Origin of the sequence: Aquibium microcysteis (genome assembly GCF_014495845.1) — a bacterium.
Taxonomy (GTDB): Bacteria; Pseudomonadota; Alphaproteobacteria; order Rhizobiales; family Rhizobiaceae; genus Aquibium; species Aquibium microcysteis.
In genome coordinates this window covers 2,622,505-2,645,522 of the sequence record NZ_CP061080.1, presented here as the reverse complement: position 1 = coordinate 2,645,522, position 23,018 = coordinate 2,622,505, and the positions used below count along the sequence as shown (strand labels likewise).

19 protein-coding genes and 1 pseudogene are annotated in these 23,018 nt (G+C 70.6%); 4 read left to right on the top strand and 16 right to left on the bottom strand.

Annotated features, from left to right (window positions below):
- Window positions 1–10: 10 nt before the first annotated feature.
- From bchZ to IAI54_RS12285, 6 genes and pseudogenes are all read right to left on the bottom strand, one after another.
- Complete coding sequence (gene bchZ, locus IAI54_RS12310; protein WP_187972608.1) at window positions 11–1,459, bottom strand: chlorophyllide a reductase subunit Z; 1,449 nt, start codon at window positions 1,457–1,459, stop codon at window positions 11–13.
- Entirely contained in the window at window positions 1,459–3,105 is a 1,647-nt protein-coding gene (gene bchY / locus IAI54_RS12305; RefSeq protein WP_187972607.1) for a chlorophyllide a reductase subunit Y, read from the bottom strand. Before bchY ends, bchZ begins: the two co-directional genes overlap by 1 nt.
- Window positions 3,106–3,117: 12 nt before the next feature.
- The gene (locus IAI54_RS12300) at window positions 3,118–4,131 is read right to left on the bottom strand and encodes a chlorophyllide a reductase iron protein subunit X (RefSeq protein ID WP_187972606.1); all 1,014 of its coding nucleotides are present in this window, start codon (window positions 4,129–4,131) and stop codon (window positions 3,118–3,120) included.
- Window positions 4,128–5,068 (bottom strand): annotated as a pseudogene (gene bchC / locus IAI54_RS12295) (chlorophyll synthesis pathway protein BchC). The gene IAI54_RS12300 and the pseudogene bchC overlap by 4 nt, the downstream one beginning before the upstream one ends.
- A 98-nt stretch (window positions 5,069–5,166) precedes the next feature.
- A complete protein-coding gene (locus IAI54_RS12290) occupies window positions 5,167–6,315 on the bottom strand; it encodes a methyltransferase (protein WP_235679343.1) in 1,149 nt (382 codons plus the stop codon).
- Window positions 6,312–7,190: a polyprenyl synthetase family protein gene (locus IAI54_RS12285; RefSeq protein WP_187972605.1), complete on the bottom strand. Its 879-nt coding sequence runs from the start codon at window positions 7,188–7,190 to the stop codon at window positions 6,312–6,314. The genes IAI54_RS12290 and IAI54_RS12285 overlap by 4 nt, the downstream gene beginning before the upstream one ends.
- 68 nt (window positions 7,191–7,258) lie before the next feature.
- Between IAI54_RS12285 and crtD the strand changes: the two genes are divergently transcribed.
- A complete protein-coding gene (gene crtD / locus IAI54_RS12280) occupies window positions 7,259–8,848 on the top strand; it encodes a 1-hydroxycarotenoid 3,4-desaturase CrtD (RefSeq protein ID WP_187972604.1) in 1,590 nt (529 codons plus the stop codon).
- 131 nt (window positions 8,849–8,979) lie between these two features.
- A complete protein-coding gene (locus tag IAI54_RS12275) occupies window positions 8,980–9,681 on the top strand; it encodes a hydratase (RefSeq protein ID WP_235679342.1) in 702 nt (233 codons plus the stop codon).
- A 33-nt stretch (window positions 9,682–9,714) separates the two neighbouring features.
- Here the strand turns inward: IAI54_RS12275 and IAI54_RS12270 are convergent, their stop codons facing one another.
- The 6 genes from IAI54_RS12270 to IAI54_RS12245 are packed head-to-tail and all read right to left on the bottom strand — an operon-like array spanning window position 9,715 to window position 16,116.
- Window positions 9,715–9,888, bottom strand: coding sequence for a hypothetical protein (locus tag IAI54_RS12270; RefSeq protein ID WP_187972603.1), 174 nt, complete (start codon window positions 9,886–9,888; stop codon window positions 9,715–9,717).
- Window positions 9,885–10,967, bottom strand: a complete 1,083-nt coding sequence (locus IAI54_RS12265; RefSeq protein ID WP_187972602.1) for a phytoene/squalene synthase family protein — start codon at window positions 10,965–10,967, stop codon at window positions 9,885–9,887. Before IAI54_RS12265 ends, IAI54_RS12270 begins: the two co-directional genes overlap by 4 nt.
- Window positions 10,945–12,477, bottom strand: coding sequence for a phytoene desaturase family protein (crtI, locus tag IAI54_RS12260; protein WP_187972601.1), 1,533 nt, complete (start codon window positions 12,475–12,477; stop codon window positions 10,945–10,947). Before crtI ends, IAI54_RS12265 begins: the two co-directional genes overlap by 23 nt.
- 44 nt (window positions 12,478–12,521) lie before the next feature.
- Window positions 12,522–13,391 (bottom strand): alpha/beta fold hydrolase BchO, encoded by an 870-nt coding sequence (gene bchO / locus IAI54_RS12255; RefSeq protein ID WP_187972600.1) that lies wholly within the window; start codon window positions 13,389–13,391, stop codon window positions 12,522–12,524.
- A 23-nt stretch (window positions 13,392–13,414) separates the two neighbouring features.
- Window positions 13,415–15,148 carry a VWA domain-containing protein gene (locus IAI54_RS12250; protein ID WP_187972599.1) on the bottom strand — a complete coding sequence of 578 codons (1,734 nt, stop codon included), beginning with the start codon at window positions 15,146–15,148 and terminating at the stop codon, window positions 13,415–13,417.
- On the bottom strand, window positions 15,145–16,116 hold the full coding sequence (locus IAI54_RS12245) for a magnesium chelatase ATPase subunit I (RefSeq protein WP_187972598.1): 972 nt from the start codon (window positions 16,114–16,116) through the stop codon (window positions 15,145–15,147). Before IAI54_RS12245 ends, IAI54_RS12250 begins: the two co-directional genes overlap by 4 nt.
- A 240-nt stretch (window positions 16,117–16,356) precedes the next feature.
- On the opposite strand from IAI54_RS12245, the gene IAI54_RS12240 reads away from it, so the two are divergent.
- Together IAI54_RS12240 and dxs are read left to right on the top strand one after the other, a co-directional pair.
- Window positions 16,357–16,761 carry a c-type cytochrome gene (locus IAI54_RS12240; protein ID WP_420838279.1) on the top strand — a complete coding sequence of 135 codons (405 nt, stop codon included), beginning with the start codon at window positions 16,357–16,359 and terminating at the stop codon, window positions 16,759–16,761.
- A 136-nt stretch (window positions 16,762–16,897) separates the two neighbouring features.
- The gene (gene dxs / locus IAI54_RS12235; protein ID WP_187972597.1) at window positions 16,898–18,829 is read left to right on the top strand and encodes a 1-deoxy-D-xylulose-5-phosphate synthase; all 1,932 of its coding nucleotides are present in this window, start codon (window positions 16,898–16,900) and stop codon (window positions 18,827–18,829) included.
- Window positions 18,830–18,833: 4 nt separating this feature from the next.
- On the opposite strand, the gene IAI54_RS12230 is transcribed toward dxs, so the two are convergent.
- The 4 genes from IAI54_RS12230 to IAI54_RS12215 form a co-directional block, all read right to left on the bottom strand.
- Window positions 18,834–19,292 (bottom strand): TspO/MBR family protein, encoded by a 459-nt coding sequence (locus IAI54_RS12230; protein ID WP_187972596.1) that lies wholly within the window; start codon window positions 19,290–19,292, stop codon window positions 18,834–18,836.
- Between the two features lie 73 nt (window positions 19,293–19,365).
- Window positions 19,366–19,632 carry a hypothetical protein gene (locus IAI54_RS12225; protein WP_187972595.1) on the bottom strand — a complete coding sequence of 89 codons (267 nt, stop codon included), beginning with the start codon at window positions 19,630–19,632 and terminating at the stop codon, window positions 19,366–19,368.
- Window positions 19,633–19,931: 299 nt separating this feature from the next.
- A complete protein-coding gene (locus IAI54_RS12220) occupies window positions 19,932–20,537 on the bottom strand; it encodes a response regulator transcription factor (RefSeq protein WP_187972594.1) in 606 nt (201 codons plus the stop codon).
- A complete protein-coding gene (locus IAI54_RS12215) occupies window positions 20,521–22,812 on the bottom strand; it encodes an ATP-binding protein (protein WP_187972593.1) in 2,292 nt (763 codons plus the stop codon). Before IAI54_RS12215 ends, IAI54_RS12220 begins: the two co-directional genes overlap by 17 nt.
- Between the last annotated feature and the right edge of the window lie 206 nt (window positions 22,813–23,018).

The window sequence follows — 23,018 nt, the reverse complement described above, 5'->3', positions numbered from 1 at the left end:
GGTCCGCTTTTCAGGCGAGCTCGAGCGCCTCGGCCAGGATGGCCTCGATGCGTTCGCTGGTGACGCGCCGTTCGCCGGCGCTGCGGGCGGATCGTTCGGTGCGGTCGCGCAGTCGCTTGGCCGCCGAGATGCGCACCAGCACCGGATAGGCGTCGACGGCCCGGTCGAGCGCAGTACGTGCGTCCTCGTCCCAGGCGAGTTCACGCTGCGACCGCGCCGGCGTCGCCTCGACCCGGTCGAGGTCCGATGCCATCGGCAGGATGCGGAAGAGCGCGTCGAAGAGCGCGTTGCAGACCTCCTGGATCAGGTAGGTCGCACCCGAATAGCCCATGAACGGCGTTCCCGTGTGCCGGCGGATGATCGCGCCGGGAAAAGAGGCCGGAATGTATGTCGAGCGGCCGCCTGCCTCTGCGGCGTACATGCGCTCGTTGAAGGAGCCGAACAGGACGAGCGGCTGCTTGCCCCTGACCAGCGCCCGCACCGCCTCGTTGTCGGGCTTCTCGCCCGGCTTTCTGGCCACCGCGAAGGCGCAGGGAAAGCCGAGGTCGGTCTCGAGGAAATTGCGCACGCCGCGCGCATAGGTCTCGGTGGCGACGATGCCGAAGCTGGCGGTGGCGAAGAAGTCCTGCGTCACGGACCTCCACAGATCCCAGGCCGGCTTCAGCGTCGTCATCTTCTCGCGCTCGATGAAGGGTTCGGGATCGACCCCGGTCAGCTCGCCCAGCTTGCGCAGGAATGCGGTGGTGGAGTGGAGCCCGATCGGGGCCTGCAGATAGGGCTTGTCCAGCGCCTCGCAGAGCTTGCGGCCGAACTCGCGATAAAGGCAGACGTTGACGTCGGCATCGGCGAGCTTCGGCGTCTCGGAGAGGTCGGCGCCGAGCGGATAGACGAGGTTTATCTCGCAGCCGATGCCTTCGACGAGCCGGCGGATCTCGGCCAGGTCGGACGGCATGTTGAAGGTGCCGTAGATCGGGCCGATGATGTTGACCCGGGGCCTGGCGCCCTCGGGCCGGACCGGCGCCTTCTTCGGCTTCTTCTTCTGGCCGAACTCCTTCCAGAGCCAGAGCAGCGCGCGGTCTGCGCTCTGCCACTGATCCTCGTCGATGGTGCGCGGCAGGAAGCGCATGATGCGCGTGCCCTCCGGCGTCACGCCGCCGCCGATCATCTCGGCGATCGAGCCGGTGACGACGACCGCGGGCTTGTCCGGATCGAGTGTCCCATGGGCGCGTTTCATCGCCTGTTCGGTGCCCTTCTGGCCGAGTTCCTCCTCGGCGAGGCCGGTGACGACGATCGGCAGTTCGTGCGGGGGCAGCGCGTCGGTGTAATGAAGCACGGCCGTCACCGGCAGGTTCTCGCAGCCGACCGGCCCGTCGATGATCACCTGCAGGCCCTTGAGCGCGGTGAAGACGTAGACGGAACCCCAGTATCCGCCGGCGCGGTCGTGATCGGCGACCAGCATCAGAAGTCCTCCATCCTGACGGAGGCCTTGGCGGCGACGAGCGGCCTGGCCGCGACGGGCTTTTCCTTCGGCGGGAGCCTTCCGGCATCCGGCCAGATGCCCGACCGGTGGCCCTCGCCGACGCCGTCGAAGAAGTCCGACATGCGCCTGAAGCGGCCCTTGTTGGCGACGGCGGCATTGACGACGGCGGCGAGCGAGCCGGCACCGGCCGGACCCATCAGCGGCCGCGCCGAGATGAGGTTGGTGAAGTAGAGCGAGGGGATGGACTTCTGCTTGGCGTGCTGGACGACCGGCGTCGTGCCGATGGCGAGGTCCGGTTCGTATCCGTCGACCGCGGCGAGATCGGTCTCCAGGGAGGCGCGGAACTCGACGTGGATGCCCTGCGCGCGCAGCCAGGCGGCATCCTCGGCATTCCAGCGGGTGGCGGGGCAGGCGGTGCCGACATAGCGGAGATCCGCTCCGGATTCCTTGAGGAGCCGGCCGACGATCAGTTCGGATCCCTCGTAGCCCGACAGCGTGATGCGGGCCTTGACGGGCGCGGTCTCGAGCGCGCCGCGGATCGCGGCGAGGATCGGCGCCTTGGCCCTGTCGACGGTCGATCGGGAGACGCCGCAGGCGCGTCCGACCGCATCGAGCCAGGCCGCCGTTCCGGCGATGCCGACCGGGGCGGAGCCGACGACGGGTCTGCCGGCAGCCTCGAACTCGCGGATCGAGGCGGTGTAGAAGGGATGGATGGCGGCAACCGCCACGCAGTCGAGCGCGGCATAGAGTTCGCGCCATTCGCGCGTCGGCACGACCGGGCCGGCGGCGAGGCCGAGCGGCTCCAGCATGCGGCCGATGGCGATCGGATCGGCCGGGAACATCTCGCCCAGAAGCGCCACGGCGGGCAGTTCCTTGCGGCCGCCGGCCGGCGCCTGCACGGGGCCGGACTGGGCTTCGCGTCGGGCATAGGCGAGCATGGCGCCGGCAAGCACGTCCTTGGCTTCGGCATGGGTGGGGACGCCGAAGCCCGGCACGTCGATGCCGATGATGCGCACGCCGTTGATCTCCTTCGGCAGCGCGCGCAGCGGCACGCCAGAGGCCGTGGGGACGCAGAGATTGGTGACCACGATCGCGTCGTAGAGCGCCGGGTCGGCCAGGCCGTGCACGGCGTCGCGGATGTCTTCGTAGAGCTTGCCGGTGACGAGCGTCTCGGAGTTGAAGGGCACGTAGCCGACGGTGCGCTTGGCGCCGTAGAAGTGCGAGGTGAAGGTCAGGCCGTAGACGCAGCAGGCCGAGCCCGACAGGATGGTCGCCGTGCGGCGCATGCGCAGCCCGACGCGCAGCGAGCCGAAGGCGGGGCACATCGACTGCGGCTGGTCGTGCGGGCCCTGCGGGTAGTCTGCCTTCAGCCGCTCCATCAGCTCGGAATTGCCGGAAGCCATCGCCGCCCGTGTCAGCTCGGCCTTGCCGCCATGGCAACCCTGGCCCGCAGCGCCGTCGACCTCGAGGGCGACCGGATGCGCTGCGGCCGGGGCGGCCTGCGCCGGATCGCGGGAGGATGCGACCGGCAGGTTGTCCAGTCGGGTCTCGGCGGCGCGGTCGTAGACGACCTCCGGGCCGGCGGTGTCGTGCGACCTGTCTGGGCTGTGCGGAAGGCTTTCCATGGGGGGCGCCGCTCAGATTTCGTCGTAGACGACTTCGAGGGACGGGCGCTCGACGACGATGCCGCCGCGCATGTCGGCCTGGGAAGCGGGTTCGAGCACGACGTTGCCGCCGGTGTCGCTGGCCGAGAACAGGCCGAGCAGCATGTCCTGGGTGAGCGGGGTGGGGCGTTGCGGCGGTGCTGCCGCGACGTTCTCGGCGAGTTCTGCGAAGAGCGAGCCCCACTCGCCGCCGGGATAGCCGACGATCTGGTAGTTGGCGCTCTTCTTGCGGATATCGTCGTTGGCGGGAATCGAGGCAAGGACGGGAATGCCGACCGCCTTGGCGAACTCCTGCGCCTCGCCGGTGCCGTCGTCCTTGTTGATGACCATGCCGGCGACGCCGACATTGCCGCCGAGCTTGCGGAAGTAGTCGACCGCCGAGCAGACATTGTTGGCGACGTAGAGCGACTGCAGGTCGTTGGAGCCGACGACGATGACCTTCTGGCACATGTCGCGGGCGATCGGCAGGCCGAAGCCGCCGCAGACCACGTCGCCCAGGAAGTCGAGCAGGACGTAGTCGAAGCCCCAGTCGTGGAAGCCGAGCTTCTCCAGCAGTTCGAAGCCGTGGATGATGCCGCGCCCGCCGCAGCCGCGGCCGACCTCCGGACCGCCGAGCTCCATGGCGAAGACGCCGCCGCGCTTGAAGCAGACGTCGCCGATCTGGACGTCCTCGCCGGCGGCCTTCTTGCGTGCCGAGGTCTCGATGATGGTCGGGCAGGCACGGCCGCCGAACAGCAGCGAGGTCGTGTCGCTCTTCGGGTCGCAGCCGATCAGCAGGACGCGTTTGCCCTGCTGCGCCATCATGTGGGAGAGGTTGGCCAGCGTGAACGACTTGCCGATGCCGCCCTTGCCGTAGATCGCGATGATCTGCGTCTCCTTCTTCACCTCTCCCTGGTGAACCGGATCCGGTTCCTGCGCGGCCTCGGCCCGTACGGCCTCGACCAGAGCGAGCAGGCCGCCCTCCGGCGATTTCACGGGAGCGTTCATGCGGCAGTCCTCCAGTCCAGCACCATCTTCAGGCAGGACGAGTCGCCGAAAGCGGTGCGGTAGGCATCGCCGGCGTCGGCCGGGCGAGCGTGGTGCGTGACGATGCCGTCGAGCGACAGTCGGCCGGCCTCGATGAGCGCCGTGACGCTGTCGAGGTCACCCGGGCGCCACTCGGCCGCGACGCGGAACCGCGCCTCCCGCATGAAGGCCGGGGGAAGGAAAAGGAGACGCGGTCGGCATAGAAGCCGCCCAGCGCGATCTCGCCACCGCGGGCGATCCGGGCGACGAGGCTGTCGAAGATCGCGGCGTCGCCGGACAGGTCGAGGATCCGGTGGTAGTCGCGGCGCTGGTCGTCGTCCGGCGCGACGACCGCATAGGGGAAGTCGCCCGCGCGGCGCATGGGATCGGTCTCCCACACGGTCGGTGCGCGTCCGCCAGTGGCAAGGACGATGCGCGCCGCCAGCCGCCCGAGAGCGCCGTGGCCGACGATCAGCTCCGGCGGGCGGCACTGGTCGGGCGACAGGGCGTGCCAGGCGGTGGCCGCAAGCGCCAGCAGCACGGCGTCGTCGCCGATGGACGGCGAAACGGCCATGGTGCGGCGGCCGGGGACGACGATGCGCGAGGCGGCACCGCCGAACAGGCCGCGCACGGGACCGTAGCAATTGGCGCCCGGGACGAAGACACGGTCGCCGACGCGTCGCATGGACTGCGGCCCGGCTTCGGCGACGAGGCCGACCGTCTCGTAGCCGGGAACCAGCGGGTAGGCCATTCCGGGGAACGCCGGCATCCGGCCGGTGAAGAGGAGCTTCTCGGTTCCGGTCGAGATGCCGCTGTGCTCGACCTCGACGATCACGTCATCGTCGCCCGGGTCGGTTAGATCGAGTTCCGCGAGTGAGATGTGCCCGGGGCTCTCGAGAACGACGGCCTGTGACCGCATCCCCTCCTCCTTGTCGCCGGCTCAATCCGGCGATCTGCTATGAGTGTCATCTTATATTTACAGTTATAGCTGTCAATTAAAATGTACAGCGATCGCCGTCAGGCCTGTGCGCAGAGCACGCGCACGAGAAGCGGCGTGGCTGTGGGACGCTCCCGGACTCGCCGGAAACCTGCCGCCTCCACCATCCGGGCGAGCTCCTCGAAGCGTCGCGGGCGGCCCTGCCGCATGGCCAGGAGATAGAAGCCGAAATAGGCATGACCGGAGCGTTCCGCGCCCGGCGTGCCGGCCATGGGCTCGGCGATGGCCAGCGTTCCGCCGGCCGGCAGGGCCGCCCGGACGGCCGCCAGAATCGCCAGCGCCGCGGGCTCGTCGTGATCGTGGAGGACGCGGTTGAGAGTCACGATGTCGGCGCCCGCGGGCAGAGGGTCGGCGAAGACGTCGACGCCGTGGACACGGATGCGGGACGCCAGGCCCCGAGCCGAAAGGCGCGTCCTCGCGAGAGCGGCCACGTCGGGCAGGTCGGCAAGGATGAGGCCGATGCCGGCGGAGCGGCGCGCGGCCGCCGCGACGAAGGCGCCGGTGCCGCCGCCGACGTCCATCAGGCGGTGATGCCCTGACAGGGGCAGGACGTCGAGCACCTCGTCGGCGACGAAGGCCTGCGATGCCTCCATGAGTGCGGAGTAGGATGCCGATTCGCCGGCCGCGCCGGGATCGCGCGCAGCATAGCTCCAGAAACGGGACAGCGCCGTCTCTCCGTCCGAAGCGAGCAGGTGCACGGGATCGCGCAGGTCCTCGTAGAGCAGCGCGTGGTGCTCGATCATGGCGGTCACGCCGTCATTGCCGACGAGGGCGGCGCCGCGCTCGCCGAGCCCCCAGCGGCCGTCCCGCCGGCGCCGCGCCAGGCCGAGCGCCGCGGCGGCCTCGAGCAGCCGCTCGGTCCGGTCGGCGGGGAGCCCGATCCGCGCGGCGACTTCCTCCAGCCGGCGGGGAGCGGCGTGAAGCAGGCCCGGAAGGCGCAGCCGCACGAAGCCGGCGAGAACCTGGGAATAGACGAAGCCGGCCGTCAGGTCGAAGAGGTCGGCCGCGGCGCGGCGGGCGACGAAACGCGTCGGCCAGAACCGGGCGGCGAAGCGGCGGAAGCGGGGGTCCGCCAGGCGGCGGATCTTCCAGTCGGCGAAGGCGTCGGCGAGACTGGTGCCCGCCGGCGCCGGCGCGTCGCTGCGTTCGAGGCCGCCGTCGGCGCTCACGCTGCGACCCTGGAGGCCTCCCGCGGCAGGAAGCGCGAGGCCTGGCTCTGGATTTCGGCCCGAAGCACCGTCTGCCCGGGACAGGCCGGGACCGATGCCACCGCTTCGTCGACGAGGTCCTTCAGCCGCCGGGCAGCGCCGGCGACGCCTAGTTCGCGCACCATGTTCGGCCGCCCGAGCGCCTCGTCCTGACCGATCGGTTTGCCGATCTCGGCCTCGCTGCACAGCACGTCGCGGATATCGTCAGCCACCTGGTAGGCCTCGCCGAGGCAGAAGCCGAGCGCACCCCAGGGCTCCGCATCATGTCCGGCCGCCGCCGCGCCCGCCATCGAGGCACCGGCAAAGAGCGAACCGGTCTTGGCACGCTGATAGGCGACGAGGTCGGGTGACGGCTCGCTCTCCCAGGCCTGACCGGCGACGATCCCGTAGGGCATGCCGACGGCACGCGCCACGACGCCCGAGAGTGCCGCCGCGCGCAGCGGATCGGCCGCGGCTGCGAGCGCCACCGTTTCAAAGGCGAGCACGATCAGGCCGTCGCCTGACAGCAGCGCGATCTGCTCGCCATAGGCGGCGTGCACGGAAGGCCTGCCGCGCCGTATGCCGGCATTGTCGAAGCACGGCATGTCGTCGTGAACGAGCGAGGCGCAATGCAGCAGTTCCACCGCAGCCGCGCCGGCGGCCGACAGGAGCGGCACGTCGTCGCCGCACGCCGCGGCGATGGAGAGCGTCAGCCGGGGCCGGATCCTCTGGCCGCCCGGGAAGACCGCATGCTGCATGGCGGCCGCAATCCTCGGCGGCGCAGAGCGTCCGCAACTTCGCGCCAAGGCGTGCCGGAGGGCCTGTTCGATGCGGTTGGCGGCATCGTCGAGGGACATGGGCGGTATCCTCCAGCTGTCACGTTGTTTGGACTACATTGCATGTAAAAAATAGTTTACACAAGGGCATGGCGAAGGAAGCGTTCCGCAGCGGCGGGGGGGAGACCGGAAGACGGGTGGCGGTCGTCGGCGCAGGCGTCGGCGGGCTTTCCGCCGCCCTGCTCCTGGCGTCCCGCGGGCATCGGGTCACGGTGCTCGAGAAGGAACCGCGCCCCGGCGGCAAGCTCCGTGCGATCGAGGTGGCGGGCCGTCCGGTGGATTCGGGGCCGACCGTGCTGACCATGCGCGGCATCTTCGAGGGGTTGTTCGCGGCGGCCGGGCTGAGTTTTGCAGAGCGCGTGCCGACGACGAAGGCGGACATCCTCGCCCGGCACTGGTGGCCCGACGGGTCCCGCCTCGACCTTTACGCAGACGTCGACCGGTCGGCGGAGGCCATCGGCGTCTTCGCCGGCACGCGGGAAGCGAAAGCCTATCGTGCCTTCTGCGACCGGACGCGGGAGGTATTCCGCACGCTCGACGCATCCTTCATGCGCGAACCCGAGCCGGGGCTGCCGAAGCTCGTCGCCGGCGGCGGGATCGGCGGCCTCGCCGCGCTCGCCCGCATCCGGGCCTTCTCGTCGCTGTGGCAGGTGGTGTCGTCCCATTTCGCGGACGAGCGCCTGCGCCAGCTCTTCGGCCGCTATGCCACTTATTGCGGATCCTCGCCCTATGCGGCACCCGGCCCCCTGATGCTTGTCGCCCATGTCGAACAGTCGGGCGTATGGCTGGTCGAGGGCGGCATGCGCCGGCTGGCGGAGGGGCTGACGGGCGCCGCGACGTCGGCCGGCGCGGCGATCCGCTGCGATGCGGCCGTGGAGGAGATCGTGATCCGGGCGGGCCGGACGGCAGGCGTGCGGCTTTCGTCTGGCGAGATGGTGGAGGCCGATGCCGTCGTCTTCAACGGCGATCCGGCCGCGCTTGCGGCCGGCCTGCTCGGCGCATCGGCGGGGCGCGCCGTCCCGCCGGTCGCCGACACGGAGCGGTCGCTCTCGGCGCTGACGCTGTCGATGGTCGCCGGTTCGGACGGTTTCCCGCTGACCCGGCACGGCGTCTTCTTCTCGGCCGACTACCGGAGCGAGTTCGACGACATCTTCGCACGGCGCAGGCTTCCCGCGGACCCGACCGTCTACGTCTGCGCGCAGGACCGCGACGACGGTGCCGCCGCGCCGGCCGGGCCGGAGCGGCTGTTCGCCATCATCAATGCGCCGGCCGAGACCGGTACCACGTCACTTCGGAGCGAGGAGATCGCGGCATGCGTCGAAGCCTTCGAGAGGAGACTGCGGCGGTCGGGTTTCGCGCCGACGATCGTCGAGACGAAGACGACGCCGCCGGCGGCGTTCGGGCGGCTGTTCCCGGCGACGGGCGGAGCGCTCTACGGCAGGGCTTCGCACGGCTGGGCGGCGTCCTTCCAGCGGCCGACGGCGAGGAGCCGCGTCCCGGGGCTCTACCTCGCGGGAGGGGCGGTGCATCCGGGGCCCGGCCTGCCGATGGCGGCGCTCTCGGGCTGGCACGCGGCGGATCTCCTGACCCGCGACTTCGCTTCGACGGCGACGTTCCGCCCGGCGGCTATGCCTGGTGGTACGTCGACGCGACCAGCGACGACGGACGCCACGCGCTGACGATCATCGCCTTCGTCGGCAGCGTCTTCTCGCCCTACTATGCCTGGGCGCGGGGGCGCGGCCGAAGCGACCCGCTGGACCATGTCGCGGTGAATGCCATCCTCTACGGCGCGGGTCCTGGACGCTGGGCCATGACCGAGCGGGGCGCGGGGGCGCTGGCGCGGACGCCGGACCAGCTGACGGTCGGCCCGAGCAGGATGCGATGGGACGGAGGCAAGCTCGTCATCGAGATCGAGGAACGGGCCTTTCCGCTGCCGCGACGGATGGCGGGGCGCGTCGTCGTGGATCCGGGGCCGCTGTTCGGCACGGTGCACGCGCTCGATGCGGACGGCCTGCATCGCTGGCGGCCGGTGGCGCCGCTGGCGCGTGCGGCGGTATCCTTCGACGATCCGCGCCTGGCCTGGAGCGGATCGGCCTATGTCGACATGAATGCCGGCGACGAGCCGATCGAGAACGGCTTTCGCAGCTGGACATGGTCGCGCACGGCCGTCGCCGGCGAGACGACGATCTTCTACGACGTCGAGACGCGGCGGGGCGGGGAGAGGGGGCTGGCGCTGTCCTACCGTGCCGACGGCAGCATCGGGCAGGCGGCGCGTCCGCCGGTCCGGCCGCTGCCGGGTACGCTCTGGCGGGTGGCCCGCAGCCTCCGCTCGGCGCAGGCGCCGTCCGGCATCCGCACCTTCGAGGACACACCCTTCTACACCCGGACCGGCTGCATCGCGGGCGAGCCCGGCCGGGCCGGACCCACCGTCTGCGAAAGCGTCGATCTCGACCGCTTCGCATCGCCATGGGTGCGCATGCTTCTGCCGTTCCGGATGCCCCGGCGCCGCTAGCGGCTGCCGGTGCATCGTCCGCCCGCAGCAGGCTCAGTCGCCGCCCTGGCCGTCCTCCGCGCGTCTGGCCGTGGCTGCCGCCTGCCGGTTCCGTTCCGCCCGCTCCCGGTCGAAGCGCCGCAGGTTGCGCAGTTCGCGCACGCCGAAGACGAGCGCCAGGCCGAGCACCAGCACCAGTTCGAAGAGGATGATGTAACCGGAGCTCACGGCTGCGAACGCTGGGCCCGCCCCAGCGGCAGCCGCCCCGCCTGCGGGCGGCGTTGGAACGTATGGAGCAGTTCGACCATCCGCAGGGCGCGCGCCTCGACCCGCCACCAGGGAGGCATCGCGGGGCTGCGCGCGGGCGGCGCCGACCGGACGACCGCGCGGATCATGCCGCGAGCCTCGTCGAGCGCCGGCCACGCGGAGGGCGCCTCCGCCGGATAGGACTGGCCGACCGCTTCCAGCATGAGGGCGAGCTTGCGCGGCGCGGCGACGACGGAGCGACGCGCGACCGGGTCGAGGCCGGCCGCGACGCCGCGTCCGATCTCCCGGTAGAGCAGGCGTGCGGCCGCGATTCCGATCCGCGTCGATGCCGGAAGCGCCGCGATGCCGCTGAGAGAGCGGTCGTAGAGCTTCTCGGCCTCGGCCAGCAGTTCCGCCACGACCGCCCGCAGCGCCGGCGTGCAGACGGGGTCGGCGAGGAACCGCTGTGGATCGATGCCGTGTCGCCGCAGCATGTCGAGGGGCAGATAGAGCCGTCCGGCACGGGCATCCTCGCCGACGTCGCGGCAGATATTGGTGAGCTGCATGGCGACGCCGAGGTCGCAGGCACGGGCGAGAACCGCCGGCAGGCGGCGGTCCATCACCAGCGTCATCATCGCGCCGACGGAGCCTGCGACGCGCATGGCATAGGCGCGAAGATCGGCCAAGGTCTCGTAGCGGCGCGCCTGCGCATCCCAGGCGAGCCCTTCCAGCAGCGCGTCGGGGAGGGCGCGGGGAATGGCGAAGGCCATCACGACATCGGCGAAGGCGCGCTCGACGGTGCTTTGGCCGGGCGCGCCGGCGTAGACGCGGTCGAGCAGCGCCCGCATGTCCGCCACCGCGTGCAGTCCGCCGTCTTCCTTGTCGATGCGGTCGTCGGCCATGCGGCAGAAGGCATAGACGGCGTAGGCCGGCTCCCGGATCGCCACCGGCAACAGGAGGGAGGCGAGGTAGAAGGAGCGCGAGCCCTGGCGGATCGCCTGGCGGCAGGCCGCGCAGTCGGCCGGGGTCGAGAAGCGTCTATCGAAGGTAGGCGCTGGCATCGGGCACGACCGTGTCGAGGATGCGGGCGGACGACAGCACACCCGGAAGTCCGGCGCCCGGATGCGTTCCCGCGCCGACCAGGAAGAGGTCGCGGACGGTTTCGCTGCGGTTGTGCGGGCGGAACCACGCGCTCTGCGTCAGGACCGGTTCGAAGCCGAAGCCGGCGCCGTAAGCGGACAGGTAGTCGTCGCGAAAGTCGACCGGCGTGATCACCCTCGAGGTGACGATGCGGCCGGGCAGGCCCGGCATCACCGTTTCCGCGAGACGGCGCTCGATCGCCGCGCGGCGCCGCTCCGATTCGACCGACCAGTCGACGTCGCCCTTCAGGTTGGGGACAGGGGTCAGCGCGTAGAAGGCATCGCAGCCCGCGGGCGCGACGCCGGGATCGCTGGCGCTCGGACGGTGGAGGTAGATGGAGAAGTCGTCCGTCAGGCGCTTGCGCTCGAAGACGTCCTCGATCAGGCCCCTGTAGCGCGGGCCGAGCAGGATGGTGTGATGGCCGACGGCATCGAAGCGGCCGCTCGTGCCGAAGAACCAGACGAGCAGGCCCATCGAATGGCGCGCGCGCTCGATCCGGCGGTCGCTCCAGCGGCGGGCCGCCGCCTTGTCGAGCAGGCGGCCATAGGTGGTGGCCGCATCGGCGTTCGAGACGACGAGATTCGCAGCGATGCGTTCACCGGAGACGAGCCGCACGCCTGTGGCGCGGCCGTCCTTCGTCTCGATTTCCGCGACTTCGGCCCGCGTGCGCAGCATCCCGCCTTGCCCGGCGATCAGTCCTGCGAGGCCGTCGACCAGCCGGCCGACGCCGCCGAGGGGATAGTGCACGCCCCAGCGCCGCTCGAGATCCGGGATCAGGCAGTAGATGGCGGGGGCACGGAACGGGTTGCCGCCGATGAGGAGAGGATGGAAGCTCAGCACGGTGCGCAGCTTCGTCGAGCGGACGAAGGACGCGACGAGACCGTGGACGCTGCGCCAGCCCTGAAGGCGGATGAGATCGGGTGCGATGCGCAGCATGTCGGCGAAGGACGAGAACGGCCGGTGGCCGAGCTGCTCGAAGCCGATGCGGCAGATCTCGCGGGCCATCGTCATGAAGCGGTCCCAGCCCTCGACGTCACCGGGTGCGACGCGCGCGACTTCGGCGCGCATGGCGTCGGCGTCGCGCCAGCAGTCGACATGCGAGCCGTCGTCGAAGCGGATGCGGTAGAAGGGGTCGAGCGCGCGCAGGTCGAGGTCGTCCTGCATCCGCCGCCCGGCGAGCGTCCAGAGTTCCTCGAACAGGAAAGGCGCCGTGACGATGGTCGGTCCCCGATCGAAGGTGAACCCGTCCTGGACAAGGACGGAGGCGCGGCCGCCGAGCCGCTCGAGCCGCTCCAGAACGGTCACCCGGAAGCCGCGGGCCCCGAGCCGGACGGCTGCCGCGAGGCCGCCGAAGCCGGAGCCGACGACGACCGCGTGCGGCCGCCGGCCGGTCGGGTCGAACCTTCGGTTGCGGTCGGGGCTTGTCAACATGAATGGACAGTATGCGATGTCATTCGAAATGACAAAAGAAAACGTCAGGCGTGCTCCGCCGCTGCCCGACCGGCGATCAGCGCGGCGATCTCGTCCGGGCGCTCCTCATGGACGAGGTGCCCGCCCGTCGGCAGCAGCAGCGCTTCGGCCCTTGGCGTGCGGCGCGCGAGTTCGGTCGCGTCGCCGGGCGGGATCGCCCTGTCGCCGGCGGCGGCCACGAGCAGCAGCCGCGGATTCAGCTGTGCGATGCGCCGCGGCAGGTCGTCCAGGTCCCAGGCCGCCATCATGCCGAGCGTCGCCTCGATATGGCCCGCCGTCCGGAACAGCCTCTCATAGAGCGCGACGCCGCGCGCATCGATGGTCGAGCCGGTCCCGGCCAGCAGCCGTTCCGTCGCGCCCGGTGCCTGCGCCCGCCAGGAAAACAGGCGCGGCGCGAGCGGATTGAGGAAGAGCAGTCTGGCGAGCGGCGAGAACACGCCCGCGCCGCGGATGGGCTTGATCGCGCCGTTCAGCGAGAGGATCAGGTCGGGCGCCAGGCGCAGGTCGAGCGCCATCTGGATGGCAATGGCCGCGCCCGCCGAATGGCCGACGACGACGCCGGGCGCCAGGCCCAGTTCGGAGACGAGGGCGGCGACGCGCATTGCCATTCCGGGCAGGGACATTCCCTCCGACGGCGGCATCGCCGTGAAGCCGTGGCCGGGGAGATCGGGCACGATGACGGTGTAGCGGTCGGCGAGACGGGGAGCGACGTCGCGCCAGCTGTGGCTGGCCGCCCCGGTTCCGTGCAGCAAGAGCAGCGCGGGTCCCCGGCCCATCACCTGGACGTGCCAGTTCAGACGCGCGGCCGACACGAAACGGCTCGCTTCGCGGTTCGGCCAGTCGCGGCCCTGCCTGTTCCAATCCGGCCGCTCCATGCAGCGCTCCAGGCTTCGCTGAGTCAGGTCCGGGCGTGCAGGTGCGCGGAGAGCTCGCGGCTGATCCGCCGGCTGTCGCCGTGCGGCAGGGGAGAATACTCCGCGCCGAGCCTGCGCGCGAGGCCCGCCAGTGCGGCCTGCGGGCGGGAGGCCGTGTCGATGACGACGCCGCGCGTCCGGCCTGCACGGAACACCGCGGCCGCACGTTCGGCGTCTTCCGCCGCCCGTTGCCGGCCCGGCGCGCCGCCGAAGCCGATGTTGGGGCGGCCGTCGGTCAGGAACACGGCGACAGCCTCCCGCCCCGTGCGCGTGACCGTGCCGGCCAGCGAGTCGGCCGCCAGGATCGCATCGGCGAGCGGGGTGCCACCGCCGCCCGGCAGAGCGGCGAGCGCCCGCTTGGCGCGAACCAGCGATCGCGTCGGCGGCAGCACGAGGTCGGCGCCGGTGCCGCGGAAGGCGATGAGCGCCACTTCGTCGCGCCGGCGGTAGCTCTCGGCCAGCAGCAGCTCGACGGCGCCCTTGGCTTCGGCCAGCCGCGCGGCGGCGGCCGAGCCGGAAGCGTCGACCACGAACACCACCGTGGTGCCCTGCGGTTCGCGGCGGCGCAGCCAGCGGAAATCGTCGGTCCGCACCATGATGCCTCCTGCCGGAGCATCCCCGCGGTCTTCGCGACCCTGACCGCGGCGGATCGCCTGCCACGGAGCCGCGGCGCGCAAGGTGGCGAGCACGTCCGGCCGTGCTCCCGGATAGGGTGCCTTCGACGCGATGCCGACGGCCGGTCCGCGGCGCCCACCCGTCCTCGCCGCTCCGGCGCCGCTGCTGCGGCCCTTGCGGGTGGCGGGCGCGCCGGCCCCTTCGAGCAGGCCTGGCGGCAGTACGGCGGCGGCGGCCTCCAGCACGACATCGGCCAGTTGGGCGCCGTCCTCGGCGTTCTCCCGCCGCTCCTGCGCAGGATCCGGCGGCGGTGGCGGCGGGGATTGCTGCGCGGCTTCCGCGACGGCCTGAACGCCGAGGACGAGCCGCAGGGCCAGGGCTGCGTCTTCGGTCTCGACGGCCGGACTGCCGCGCATCGCGGCTGCGGCACGGGTGGCCCGGACCAGGAAGAGGAGCCGGCGCGGCGAATGCGCCATGGCGAGCGCAGCCAGCGCATCGAGCAGGCCATCGTCGAGACGGATACCGGGCAGCCGCGATCGCGCGGCGAGGAGCGTGTCCATGTCCGGGGCGCATTCTTCCATGGCGGCGACGCCCGAAAGATCGATGGCGAAGGCGAGCCGTTCGGCGAGCGGGAACGGAATCGTCTCGCCCGGCTCGGCGCCCTCGTCGAGAGCGAGCAGCGCGAAACGCGCCGGCAGGTCGCCGGAAAAGCCGTCGCGCTCGAGCCTCACGGCGCCGCGGTCGATGGCGGCGCAGACGGTGGCCGTCTGGGCGCGGTCGAGCCGTTCGGCCATCGGCACGACGATCGTGCCGCCATGCGCTGCAGCCAGAAGCCCGATGTCGAGGATCGGCCGGCCGGCGGCCAGCGTCGCTGCCACGTCGAGACCTCCCGCCAGGCGGGCAGGGTCGCAGCCGGCCGGGAGCCGCCGCCGCGCTGCCCCTTTCGGGAAGCAGCCGAGGGCAAGGTCCACCCAGCGGTCGCGCGCGGGGCCGGCGCGGGCCCGAAGATGCACCCCGACGAGGCCTTCGGGGTCGATCGCGAGGAGACAGGCGGCGGCGACGGCGTCGGCCCAGCTCCGGTCGGGCCCGGCATCCCGGCTCATCGGCCCGCGAGTTCCGCGATCGCGCGTTCGATGCGGACGGTCGAGCCTGCTTCGTCGAGCGGATCGCGCCGCAGGCGATGGCGCAGGGCCGCCGGCGCGATCGCCGCGATCGCGGCGGCGTCCACGCGTTCGCGACCGTCGAGCGCGGCCGCGGCGCGAGCGGCACGCAGCAGCGTGAGTTCGCCGCGCAGTCCGTCGACGCCGAGCGCGAGGCACAGGCGGCTGGCGAACTCCATCGCCTCGTCGGGGGTCTCGACCGAGCCGATCCCGCGCCGTGCCCGCGCGATCCTCGACCGCAACCGGGCGTCCGCGCGCTCCCATTCGGCGGCGAAGGCTTCGGGATCGCGATCGAAGCGGTCGCGACGCTTCACCACCTCGATGCGCTGGGCGATGTCGGACGGCGATCTCACGTCGACGGACAGGCCGAATCGATCGAGCAGCTGGGGCCGCAGCTCGCCTTCCTCGGGGTTGCCGCTGCCGACCAGGACGAAGCGTGCCGGGTGGCGGACCGACAGGCCGTCCCGCTCGACCACGTTGACGCCCGAGGCGGCGACGTCGAGCAGCAGATCGACGAGATGGTCCTCGAGCAGATTGACCTCGTCGATGTAGAGGAAGCCGCGGTGGGCGGCGGCGAGCAGGCCGGGTTCGAAGGCCTTCTCGCCATGCGCGAGCGCCTTCTCGAGGTCGAGCGCGCCGGCGACCCGGTCTTCCGTGGCGCTGAGCGGAAGATCGATCACGGGGACCGGGACCTTGCGCGGGCGGCCGGGCTTGCGCGCCCGGCATGCCGGACAGAGACTCGCGGGCGCGGCCGGATCGCAGTTGAAGCGGCAATCGCCGGCGACCGTCATGGGCGGCAGCAGCCGGGCGAGGCCGCGAACGGCGGTGGACTTGCCCGTGCCGCGGTCGCCGAAGACGAGGATGCCTCCGATCGTCGGATCGACGGCGGCCAGCATCAGGGCATGCTTCATCCCGTCCTGTCCGACGATGGCGGAGAACGGGTAGGTCGTGGACGAAAGTCCGGAATGATTTACGAAGGCGTATGTCAACTTCGTTTACCTCGCCCTATTCAAAGCACGGGTCGGATCGGTTATCAATCGGAATTGTCAGTGCGAACCGCCGATCGTCCAACCGGCTTGACAGTAAACGCTTGACGACGCAGCGTCCCGGCCTAAGTGTCGGGACGAAGGGAAACAGTCCGGGAGGAACCCATGACAATGTCCATACGCCTTGCCGCCGCCGCTGCCTTGCTCATCGGCATTCCGTCGATTGCCGTCGCGCAGGACGCCGCCAAGGGCGAGACGATCTTCAAGCGCTGCGCCACCTGTCACGGCATCGGCGACACCACCAAGCCGATCGCGCCGAACCTGAACGGGGTGATCGGCCGGGTGGCCGGAACGCAGGAGGATTTCGTCAAGAAATACTCGAAGGCCATGGTGGCGGCAGGCGAGGGCGGACTCGTCTGGACCGAGGCCGACATCGACGAGTACATCACCGACCCGAAGAAGAAGGTGCCGGGCAACAAGATGGCCTTCCCCGGCCTGAAGAAGCCCGAGGAGCGCGCCGACGTGATCGCCTACATCAAGACCTTCTCGCCGGAAGCGGGCTCCCAGTAACCGCACAAGTCTATGGACAGTGACGGCGCTTGGTGTCAATCTGAGTGGACACCAAGCGCCGCCGGTCTCCTGGTTACTGCCGGCTCTGGCGCCTGAACGGAGGCGGCGTGCCGTGTCGCGTCGCCGGGGAGGACGCATGGACAGACCGGCAACCCCGTTGCTCGACCGGATCACGGATCCCTCCGACCTTCACCGGCTTGACGACGCCGAACTCGTCCGGCTCGCGGACGAACTGAGGTCCGAGACCATCTCGGCCGTGTCAGTGACGGGCGGCCATCTCGGTGCCGGGCTCGGCGTCATCGAACTCACGGTCGCCATCCATGCGGTGTTCGAGACGCCGCGCGACCGGCTGATCTTCGACGTCGGGCACCAATGCTATCCGCACAAGATCCTGACGGGCCGGCGCGACAGGATCCGCACCCTGCGCCAGGGCGGGGGCCTTTCGGGCTTCACCAAGCGGTCCGAAAGCGACCATGATCCGTTCGGCGCGGCCCATTCCTCGACGTCGATCTCGGCCGGACTCGGCTTTGCCGCCGCGCGTGACCTCGGTGCGGACGTCGGCGACGTGGTCTGCGTCATCGGCGACGGCGCGCTTTCGGCGGGCATGGCCTACGAAGCGATGAACAATGCAGGCGCGCTGGGAAAGCGGCTGGTCGTGATCCTCAACGACAACGAGATGTCGATCTCGCCGCCCGTCGGTGCGATGTCGCGTCATCTGACGCGGCTGCAGGCGGGCACGCCTTCGCCGCAGGTCGCGACGGATCGGGCGGACTCAGCGGCGCGGCTCAGGTCTCCCGCGTCGTCCGGGGCAGAGCGCGCGCGCGACATGGTGGCGGGGCTCCTGCCGGAGCGTTCGCTGTTCGAGCACCTCGGCCTATCCTATGTCGGGCCGGTCGACGGTCACGACATGCACGCCTTGCTTTCCGTGCTGCGGATGGTGCGCGGGCAGGCGGACGGCCCGGTGCTCGTGCATGCGGTGACCTGCAAGGGCAAGGGCTATGCGCCCGCAGAACGCTCCGCCGACAAGTACCACGGCGTCGGCCGCTTCGACGTCGCGACCGGTGCGCAGGTCAAGGCGCCACCCGGACCGCCGTCCTTCACGAAGGTGTTCGCAGACAGCCTGATCGCGGAGGCCGAAGCCGACTCGCGCATCGTCGCCGTCACCGCCGCTATGGCCAGCGGCACAGGGCTCGACGCGTTCCAGAAGCGGTTTCCCGACCGCTTCTTCGACGTCGGCATCGCCGAACAGCATGGCATTACCTTCGCGGCGGGAATGGCGGCAGCGGGAATGCGTCCCTTCGCGGCGATCTACTCGACCTTCCTGCAGCGCGCTTATGACCAGGTGGTGCACGACGTGGCGCTGCAGCGGCTCCCGGTGCGCTTCGCCATCGACCGTGCCGGGCTGGTGGGGGAGGACGGACCGACCCATGCCGGGTCCTACGACCTCGCCTATCTCTGCAACCTGCCGGACTTCGTGGTCATGGCCGCCGCCGACGAGGCGGAACTGGTCCACATGGTCGCCACAGCCCGCACCATCGATGACCGTCCCTCCGCTTTCCGCTACCCGCGCGGGGCGGGGACGGGCGTGTCCCTGCCTGCCTGCGGCGTTCCGCTCGAGATCGGCCGCGGCCGTCTCCTGCGCGAAGGGTCCTCGGTGGCGCTGCTTTCGCTCGGCGGCCGGCTGGACGAATGCCTGGTGGCCGCCGACGAACTGGCCAGGCGCGGCATCACCGCGACCGTGGCCGACGCACGGTTCGCCAAGCCTCTGGATCGTAGGCTGATCCTGGCCCTGGCGCGCGACCACGAGGCGCTGATCACGGTGGAGGAGGGGGCAGCCGGCGGCTTCGGCGCGCATGTGCTGCACCTGCTCGCCGCGGCAGGGGTGCTGGACAGGGGCCTGCGGATCCGGACGCTGACCCTTCCCGACCGCTTCATCGAGCATGACAAGCCGCGCACGATGTACGAGGCAGCCGGGCTGAACGCGCCGCAGATCGTGCTCTCGACGCTGGACTGCCTGGGCTTGATGGAGCGCAGGCTCTATCCGGTGCCGGCGATGCCCGCCGCCTGAGCCGTCAGGCGACCTGCGGGTTCCTGCGCCAGACAGACCGGTTCAGCGCCGCCGCGATCGACACCCAGACCAGGTAGGGGACGAAGAGCAAGGCCGCCCAGCCCGACAGGGCAGACGCGCTGACGATGAAGGCCGCGATCAGGAGCCAGAGAAGCACCACGTCGACGAAGGCGAGGTCCATGCGGCGACGGCCGAAGAACAGCCAGGACCATGCCGCATTGACGACCAGTTGCGCGCCCCACAGCACGACCGGAAGCGACCAGCCGCCCGCGCGCCAGACGAGCCACCCGGCGACCGCTATCATCAGGAAAAGGATGGTCCAGACGACGCCGAAGGACCAGTTGGGCGGCGTCCAGGATGGTTTGTCGAGCGTCTCGTACCAGGCACCCGGCTGGAACAGCGCGCCGCTCGACGCAGCAACGATGCAGAGCACGACAAAAACGGCGAGGGACCAGTCCAACATGACGCGGACTCCGGCTGGGGTTCGTCCGCATCACATAGCGCCGCTGCGTTCCTGCGCAAGCGTCAACGACATCTCAGGCCTTGGATTCGTAACCTTCCTCGGTCGCCTCGCCGAAATCTGCCGCGCCGGCAACGAGACGGTAGACCCGCGCAATCTCCGAGAGCAGGCCGAGCCGGACCAGTTCGCGCGCGGCTTCCGACCGGTCCGCCACGCGGTTCGCGTAGCGCCAGCCCTCGAGAGCGGCGAACTGCTCCTCGTCCAACATCAGTTCAATGCGCCGGATGCCGGATGTTGCGCCGGCCGCCGGAGCATCGCCGTTGCCATTCTTCGGGGCGGACACGCCACCTACTCCCTGTATCGCCGATCCAGAGCCCGAAACCGCCCGGACGGCTGCTCGGCGTTCCTCCACGATGCCGAAGGTAGGGCCAAAGTGCTCGCGCCTCCATTGCGGAAAAACGCCTACGGGAAAACTACGTACGGAGCGGGACGCCGCGCCCATCAGGCATCCGCAGCGGTCCGGCGCGACGTCCGTGCGCAGCCGTGACACGTCTCATCGAAGCCGGTCCGGTCCTCCGCTGAGAATGCGGGGATCCGACTCGCCGAATCGCGGAGCGTCGATCCCGAAGAGCGCGACACGCCTCAGCGCATCATCCGGATGAGGTCGGACAGGCCGCGCGCCTCGAGCTTTTCGCGGATCCGGGCGCGGTGGATCTCGACGGTGCGCTGGCTGATGCCGAGCTGGTCGGCGATGGCCTTGTTGGTCTCGCCGAGCACGAGGTGATCGAGCACTTCGCGCTCGCGGACCGTCAGGCGCGCGAGACGGTCGGCGACCTCTTCCGGCGCGATGGCGCTGGGCGCGCGGTTGGCAACGGCGTCGGCGGCAAGTTCGATGGCCGCAAGGATCTGCTCTTCGGTGCCGGGCTTCTCGATGAAGTCGAGGGCCCCTGCCTTCATGGCTGCGACGGCCACCGGCACGTCGCCATGACCGGTCAGGATGACGATGGGAATGGCGTCGCCCTTCTCCCGCAGGTGTCGCTGCAGTTCCAGCCCGTCCATGCCCGGCATCCGCAGGTCGAGAAGCAGGCAGTCGGCGGGCGTCCGGTCCCCGGTTGCGAGGAAGGCTTCCGCCGAGACGTGCACGACCGCCCGGGCCCCGTGGGCGACCAGGAGCGCCCGCATCGAATCGAGCACCGATGGGTCGTCGTCGACGACGTGGATGCGCAGCCGCTCAGCTCTCCAGGGCATGCGCGCCTCCGCCGATCGGCAGGGAAAAGACGATCAGGGCGCCCTGCGACACCGGCCGCGAGCCGATCCGTCCGCCGTGGGCCTCGACGATCGACCGGCAGAGCGACAGGCCGAAGCCCATGCCGCTGCTGGTCGAGGGATGGAAAGGCTCGAAGAGCCGAGCGACGATCTCGGGCGGGATACCGTGCCCGGTGTCGCGCACGCCGATCTCCGCTTCCGCGCCTTCCCTCCGCACGGTCACTTCGAGAAGCCGTTCGTCGCTGTCGCGCATGGCCGCGAGACTGTTGCGAACCAGGTTGAGCACCAGCTGGCCGAGCTGGATCGGATCGGCCACGACGGCTGGCAGCGATCCCTCGAAGGCGAAGCGCACCGTCGGTTCGGGATCGTCGGAGGCGGCGAGCGCCAGTTCGACACCCTGGCGGACGACCAGGCGCAGGTCGACCGGCTCGGCGACGAGTTCGCCCTGGCCGATGAAGTTGCGCAGCCGCCGCACCAGCTCCGCCGCCCGCCGCGATTCGACCACCGCGCGGTCGATCAGGCCGTTGATGTTGTCGGGAATGGCGACGCCGTGGTTGCGCAGTTCCTGCCGGCAGGCGTTGACGTAGTTGGTGACGGCGGCCAGAGGCTGGTTGAGTTCGTGCGCGAGGGCGGAGGCGAGCTCGCCCATCGAACTGCGCCGCGCGGCGTCCATGACCATGAGGCGAAGTCTCGCCTCCTCGGCCTCCGCCAGCTTCTGCGCAGCGACGGCCGCCCGTTCGCGGTCGAGGCTGTTGAGCGCGAAGAGGGCGCGGCGCAGGATGCGAAGCGCTTCGCGGTCGCTCTCGGAAAACGGCTTGCTGCGGCCCCGCCGCTCCTCGCTCCACAGCGCGAAGGAACCGCGCGGCGACAGGCGTACGGTCCCGTCCGCACCGATCCGCTCGACCTTGTCGGGCTTCCCCGCCCAGGCGATGGTGTGCTCGTATTCCTCGCGCAGGAAGACGAGGAAATCCTCGCCGTCCTTCGACAGTTCGAGATAGGCCGCGCCGGAGGCCGTCGACCAGTGGGCCGGATCGAGATCGAGCTGTGCAGGCAGGGAATCCTGGGTGGCCAGGCCTTCGACGAGGTCGCTGCGCAGGCCGTCGAGCGGCGGCAAGGGTCGCGGCGTGCGTCCGAAGCAGGTGACGGCGCCGCCGAGCTTCAGCACCATGCCCTGGGCATCGGCGTGCTGCATCAGTTCGGCGGCCTTCTCCGTGATGATCGACGCGAGCGGCCGTCCCTCGCGCGCGCTCCGCTCGATCTCGGACGCCGTCCGCTCCGCCCTGATGCTCTGGCGCAGCTGGGCCGCGTTCTCGAGGCTCTGCAGCAGCGCGGAGATCGTGCCGCCGAGCAGTTCGCAGAAGCGGAAACGGCTCCACGGAAGGTGCAGCGGTCCGTAATGGTGGCAGGCGACGAGGCCCCAGAGATCGTCGTTCGAGATGAGCGAGATCGACATCGACGCGCCGACACCCATGTTGCCGAGATACTCCACGTGGACCGGAGCCACGCCGCGGAGTTTGGAATGGGTCAGGTCGAGGGCGGCGGGATGGGATGCGTCCGCGATCGCGCCGCGATGGGTCAGGATCGGCACCGGTTCCGCCATGATGTCGGGGATCGAGCGGATCACGTTCAGCGCGAAGTGCCGGCGCGCCGGCTCCGGAATATCGGAGGCGGGGTAGTGCAGGCCGAGGAAGGAATCCTCCCGGACGGTGCTCTCCGCGATGACCTCGCCGTGCAGGTCCTCGGCGAAGCGGTAGATCATCACCCGGTCGAAGCCCGTCACCTCGCGCACGATCTGCGCGCTCGCCCGAGCAAGTTCCGTCAGCGTGTCGGGGCGGATGAGTTCTGTGATGACGCGCTGACGCAGTTCGTCCTCTTCCCAGACCCGGTCCGGTCCGTGCTCCGGCAGCACGAACTCCAGGATGAAGCTGCCGCCGTAGAGGTGGGGGAAGCACTCGAGGCGGACCGGGCCGTCAGGGCGGACGAGGTCCACGAACCACGGCTTGATCAGGTCCGGGCGCCGCGGCTCCAGCGCGCGCGAGTGCAGTTCGTCGGCAAGGACCGGACCGAGCAGGTCCTCGACCGGCCGCCCCAGCAGCTTTTCCGGCGCATGACCGAGATAGGCGGCGGTATTGGCGCTGACGTAGTCGATGCGCCGGGAAACGACATCGGCGGCCACCAGCGCTCCATTCGGCTGGATGGACCCGATGAAGTGTATCGGTTCGGTGTCGCACGACGTCAGGTCGATGCGCGGTCGCATGTACGATCTCCCGGCGCCGGTCTGGCGGTATCCGGCGAAAGGACGCTTTCCGGCGCTTTTTTCGCCGGCGCGGGTGGCGATCGCGTCCTCCGCTCCCCATCTGCGCCAAGTTAGGCAAGGCCACCCGCCAAGGCAATGGAATGAGTTGACACCGCCGGGCCCCGGCGCGAAGACGAAGCCACCGTCAGATGCGGCCGAACCCCGCG

Coding starts and splice junctions, on each gene's coding strand:
- bchZ (WP_187972608.1), bottom strand. CDS start 1,459: ATGCTGGTCGCCGATCACGACCGCGCCGGCGGATACTGGGGTTCCGTC.
- bchY (WP_187972607.1), bottom strand. CDS start 3,105: ATGGAAAGCCTTCCGCACAGCCCAGACAGGTCGCACGACACCGCCGGC.
- IAI54_RS12300 (WP_187972606.1), bottom strand. CDS start 4,131: ATGAACGCTCCCGTGAAATCGCCGGAGGGCGGCCTGCTCGCTCTGGTC.
- IAI54_RS12285 (WP_187972605.1), bottom strand. CDS start 7,190: ATGTCCCTCGACGATGCCGCCAACCGCATCGAACAGGCCCTCCGGCAC.
- crtD (WP_187972604.1), top strand. CDS start 7,259: ATGGCGAAGGAAGCGTTCCGCAGCGGCGGGGGGGAGACCGGAAGACGG.
- IAI54_RS12275 (WP_235679342.1), top strand. CDS start 8,980: ATGACCGAGCGGGGCGCGGGGGCGCTGGCGCGGACGCCGGACCAGCTG.
- IAI54_RS12265 (WP_187972602.1), bottom strand. CDS start 10,967: ATGCCAGCGCCTACCTTCGATAGACGCTTCTCGACCCCGGCCGACTGC.
- crtI (WP_187972601.1), bottom strand. CDS start 12,477: ATGTTGACAAGCCCCGACCGCAACCGAAGGTTCGACCCGACCGGCCGG.
- bchO (WP_187972600.1), bottom strand. CDS start 13,391: ATGGAGCGGCCGGATTGGAACAGGCAGGGCCGCGACTGGCCGAACCGC.
- IAI54_RS12250 (WP_187972599.1), bottom strand. CDS start 15,148: ATGAGCCGGGATGCCGGGCCCGACCGGAGCTGGGCCGACGCCGTCGCC.
- IAI54_RS12245 (WP_187972598.1), bottom strand. CDS start 16,116: ATGAAGCATGCCCTGATGCTGGCCGCCGTCGATCCGACGATCGGAGGC.
- IAI54_RS12240 (WP_420838279.1), top strand. CDS start 16,357: ATGACAATGTCCATACGCCTTGCCGCCGCCGCTGCCTTGCTCATCGGC.
- dxs (WP_187972597.1), top strand. CDS start 16,898: ATGGACAGACCGGCAACCCCGTTGCTCGACCGGATCACGGATCCCTCC.
- IAI54_RS12230 (WP_187972596.1), bottom strand. CDS start 19,292: ATGTTGGACTGGTCCCTCGCCGTTTTTGTCGTGCTCTGCATCGTTGCT.
- IAI54_RS12220 (WP_187972594.1), bottom strand. CDS start 20,537: ATGCCCTGGAGAGCTGAGCGGCTGCGCATCCACGTCGTCGACGACGAC.
- IAI54_RS12215 (WP_187972593.1), bottom strand. CDS start 22,812: ATGCGACCGCGCATCGACCTGACGTCGTGCGACACCGAACCGATACAC.